The organism is Leptospira selangorensis, assembly GCF_004769405.1.
Lineage (GTDB): Bacteria > Spirochaetota > Leptospiria > Leptospirales > Leptospiraceae > Leptospira_B > Leptospira_B selangorensis.
The window spans coordinates 1-4,123 of sequence record NZ_RQES01000006.1 but is presented as its reverse complement, the minus strand read 5'-3'; the positions used below and the strand labels follow the sequence as shown (position 1 = coordinate 4,123).

The window sequence follows — 4,123 nt, the reverse complement described above, 5'->3', positions numbered from 1 at the left end:
AGATGTAACAAAACCATTTTGGTAACGTTGTTAGAATTCTAACTTACTCGTAATGTATGGTTACTTCGTCTAACTATCGGCTCTGACGCTTCGCTTCGAGATTGCTGCGCAACTCTCGCTTGGCCTCCGGCACATTTCGCTTTGTCACTCGCCTTGCGATGGCAAGTCTCGCGCCAAGTCCATGCGGACCCGCGAAACGTCCTCAAGCCTTGGTCGTTAGACGACAGACTCCAAAATTCTTATGAGCAACGGAAAAAAGCAAGATTCACACAGTTTATTACTATCGCACGGATTACCTTATGAGTTTCTCGTGGCAAAAAAATTAAGCAATTTAGGTCTTTCTCCTAAAGGGGAATATGAATATTATAAGCATAATAATAACGGAGACCGCCAGTTGTTTTCTATAGATAATCAAGGGTTATTAGTGGATGAAGATAATAAAATTAAGATTGAGTTACTTGTTGAAGCTAAATACTCGAAGGAATCAAATTGGATTTTTTTCGCAGATCCGAATTTAAGAGAATATAAGCCAAATGCTTATTGCGGAATAGTTCCTGCCTCGATTTTGTCATTTGATATTTTGACTAAGATAAAAACTAAAACGGACTATAGTGAAGCTATTTTGGAATATTCAGCATACGGCATTGAAGCATCGAAAGAAAAGGAAAATTATAACAGGATAGTAAGTGCTTGTAGGCAACTTCAATGGGCATTTGTTGATAAGTATATTAATTATCACGTTTATAGAGGAGCAATTCCTCAAACTATCGATATTGACTCGGGATATTTGAAATTCTTTGCTATGATTATTTTAACAAATGCAGAGTTATTGAAAATTAAAGATGAAGTTACTCTTGAGCAAATGAAAACTTCTTCTATCGAAAGCTTAGTCACGAAGGAAGAAATCATACCATTTTTCATGCGTATTGATAATGATCTAAAGAATCAAGCTGTAGCTGAAACTCAACGGATTAATGCAATCGGCGTCTATGATAATAAAGATGTTAGAGACTATTTTCAGCAAGATAAGATTTATCGGTCCTTTTCTGGAATTATTACTGAAGCTCCAACTATCTATTGGATTTCTTCCATAGAATCATTGGATAAATTATGCAAGCAACTGGTTGATTACGCAAGACTTTGGCTTCAATATAAGGAGTCCGTCGTCTAACTTTCGGTGCTTCCGCTACGCTCGGAGATCGCTTCGCGACTCACTCGCTCGGGCTACGCCACATTTGCTTCTGTCACTTCGTTTGCATAAGCAAACTCGCGCCATCGCAAACGTCGGAACACCTTGGTCGTTAGCCGAACATGCTTGCCCGAAATTTTGATTCATATGAGAATTAAGTAATAGGGAAGTAAGAATCCATAATTTTGAAAATTTCCTATTAAAAGCTTGAAAATACGAACCGGCATCGTATATTGTATCGTATGAAAGTGACTGCGATATTACCAGACGATTTAATAGCTGAGGTCCAAAAGTATTCTGGAGGTAAGAACATAACTGATTCTCTTCAGAAGGCACTCTCAGAGTGGTTAAAACAGGCTAAAATAAGGAATTTGAATGCTAAGCTACATAAATCGCCACTTTCGTTCCAGGAAGGCTTTTCTGGGGAAAATATCCGTAATCTGAATCGTAACAGATGATTCTTGTAGATACGTCTGTTTGGATTGAATTCTTCCGAGGAAATGACCCTTATTTCAGTGACCTGAAAGAGTTAATAGAATCATCAGAAGTGATAGTTCATGAAGTTGTCTTTGGTGAGTTACTCCAAGGATGTAAAAATAAGAACGAAGTATCTTTTATTTTAGAGTATTGGGAAAATCTAAATACCTTAATTTCAGACGGTAGTTTTTTGTCGGCAGGCAAGCTTTCATTTGAAAACAAGCATATTGATAAAGGGATTGGATTAATTGATTCAGTTCTTATTAATGAAGTTAGAAGTAAGAAACTTCAGCTTTGGACATTAGATAAAAAGATACTTAAAGTATTAGATAAGAAAGAAATCTATTCAAGTAAGGGCAAGCACGTCGGCTAACTTTCGGCTCTGACGCTTCGCTTCGAGATTGCTACGCAACTCTCGCTCGGGCTACGCCACATTTCGCTTTGTCACTCGCCTTGCAGGGGCAAGTCTCGTGCCAAGTGCTTACGCACTCGCGAAACGTCGTCAAGCCTTGGTCGTTAGGCGAAAGCCATTGCAATGATTTTATTTAAATGAAAAAAGTAATTTTTTGTATAATAATCTTTATCGGTTCGTGTGTGTCTCCTGATCAAAATGAACAGATAGTTAGTTTTGATTCAAATAAAAATATCAGTTACAAGGATTTAAATGTTTTAGAAGTCTTTGAGCTCTCTGATAATCAGCTTCACGGTTATATGTTTCTTACTAAAGCTAATTCAAATTTTATAGATGCATTATTATTAAATTTCTCGGTTGATAATCAAAATTCTGCCGTTTTGCATTTATCTCAAGATTATTTGGTCGGACTAGTAGTAATTGAAAATGATACTGATGTTAACAAAATATTTTCGTTTAACAGCCTAAAATTAAATTGGAAAGATACTAAAATTGTTCCGTTATTAGAGAATGAATATCCTGATAAGATAAAATGTTTTAATTGGAAAGGAACAACAAAAAACTTTTACAATTTTATGGCAATTTCTGCGATAACTGTCGGTGTGGTAGTGTATGCATATGTTGCTCTATTTGCATGTTTGCAAGGTAAATGCGAGAGAATAGACGATTTAAAGAACTTTGAAAAAAGGTATTCTTCAAAATTGAAAGGGCCTCATTTTTCGAATTTCAATTTTACTTCAACCTTATCGTTCAATGACGCAATCAAGAATAATGGAATAGCTATTCCACAGAATACAATAGCAAAGGGAATAGTCCTATATAGAAATCCATTTTTGATTAAAGACATTAATGACTATACACTTAAGGGTAATTGCACTATTTATTAGCAATGGCCATCGTCTAACTATCGGCTCTGACGCTGCGCTTCGAGATTGCTTCGCAACTCTCGCTTGGCCTTCGACACATTTCGCTTTGTCACTCGTCTTGCAGGGCAAGTCTCGTGCCAAGTCCTTATGGACTCGCGAAACGTCGTCAAGCCTTGGTCGTTAGGCGAAATGTGGGGTAAATTATCCCTCTTACAGGTATTCATATTCGTGTGTCTATTTCAAATTTTAGAATTATTTGAGCGAAAATCTACGATATTTTGTACAAAATCTTTGTATTGACATAAGGCACACGTCTATTAATTTAGATAGGTGATCTTTGATTGGGATAATGATAAAAACGAAACCTTAAAAGTTGAACGAAATATTAGCTTTGAAAGGGTAGTTGTAGAAGTTGAGTCCGGATCCGTTTTAGATATCCTAAAACATCCAAATAAGAAGAAATATCCCAATCAAATTTTGATGATTGTAGAAATTGATAATTATGCTTGGGTAGTTCCTGCGATTGAGAATAAGGATACTTTCTTTTTGAAAACAGCATATCCATCAAGGAAATACACAAGTATATATCTGCCGGAGGCAAATTTATGAAATATAAACTTAGCCAAGAAGAGAAAGAATTGGAATCTTCTATTGAACGAAATGAGTGGAAGTCGGTTGATAATAAGGCTCAGTATTTGAAAAAATTCAAATCTGCAGCCAAAAATACTCTATTAAAAGATAAGAGAATGAATATCCGAATTGCAGGGAAAGATATTCAATTATTGAAGACTAAAGCTTTAGAGATTGGTATTCCTTATCAGACTTTGGTTTCAAGTATATTACACCAATATGTTACCGGTAAATTAACAGAACGTTAACTTATTAAACCCCACACTTCGCCTAACTGTCGGCTCTGACGCTGCGCTTCGAGATTGCTTGCGCAACTCCCGCTTGGCCTTCGGCACATTTCGCTTTGTCACTCGCCTTGCAGAGCAAGTCTCATGCCAAGTCCTTCTGACTCGCGAAACGTCGATAACCCTTGGTCGTTATACGTCATCGCTAAAATTAATAGAAAAAATGATTAGAAATCTTATAATAATATTTCTTTTTTCAAACTGCATAACTTCTAAAGTGTTCGAGCTTTCAGAAGGGAAGAGGAAACCTATACCTATTGAACAA

General features: G+C 36.4%; 6 protein-coding genes. All 6 read left to right on the top strand.

Features of this window, described 5'->3' with window-relative positions; genetic code table 11:
- Window positions 1-241: 241 nt before the first annotated feature.
- A complete protein-coding gene (locus EHO58_RS05490) occupies window positions 242-1,171 on the top strand; it encodes a hypothetical protein (RefSeq protein ID WP_167483191.1) in 930 nt (309 codons plus the stop codon).
- 260 nt (window positions 1,172-1,431) lie between these two features.
- On the top strand, window positions 1,432-1,647 hold the full coding sequence (locus EHO58_RS05485; RefSeq protein WP_024864045.1) for a DUF2191 domain-containing protein: 216 nt from the start codon (window positions 1,432-1,434) through the stop codon (window positions 1,645-1,647).
- On the top strand, window positions 1,644-2,039 hold the full coding sequence (locus EHO58_RS05480) for a PIN domain-containing protein (RefSeq protein WP_135679134.1): 396 nt from the start codon (window positions 1,644-1,646) through the stop codon (window positions 2,037-2,039). Before EHO58_RS05485 ends, EHO58_RS05480 begins: the two co-directional genes overlap by 4 nt.
- 221 nt (window positions 2,040-2,260) lie before the next feature.
- On the top strand, window positions 2,261-2,965 hold the full coding sequence (locus EHO58_RS05475; protein WP_135679130.1) for a hypothetical protein: 705 nt from the start codon (window positions 2,261-2,263) through the stop codon (window positions 2,963-2,965).
- Between the two features lie 309 nt (window positions 2,966-3,274).
- Window positions 3,275-3,553 carry a toxin gene (locus EHO58_RS05470; protein ID WP_135679128.1) on the top strand — a complete coding sequence of 93 codons (279 nt, stop codon included), beginning with the start codon at window positions 3,275-3,277 and terminating at the stop codon, window positions 3,551-3,553.
- A complete protein-coding gene (locus EHO58_RS05465; RefSeq protein ID WP_135626730.1) occupies window positions 3,550-3,822 on the top strand; it encodes an antitoxin in 273 nt (90 codons plus the stop codon). The genes EHO58_RS05470 and EHO58_RS05465 overlap by 4 nt, the downstream gene beginning before the upstream one ends.
- Window positions 3,823-4,123 lie beyond the last annotated feature (301 nt).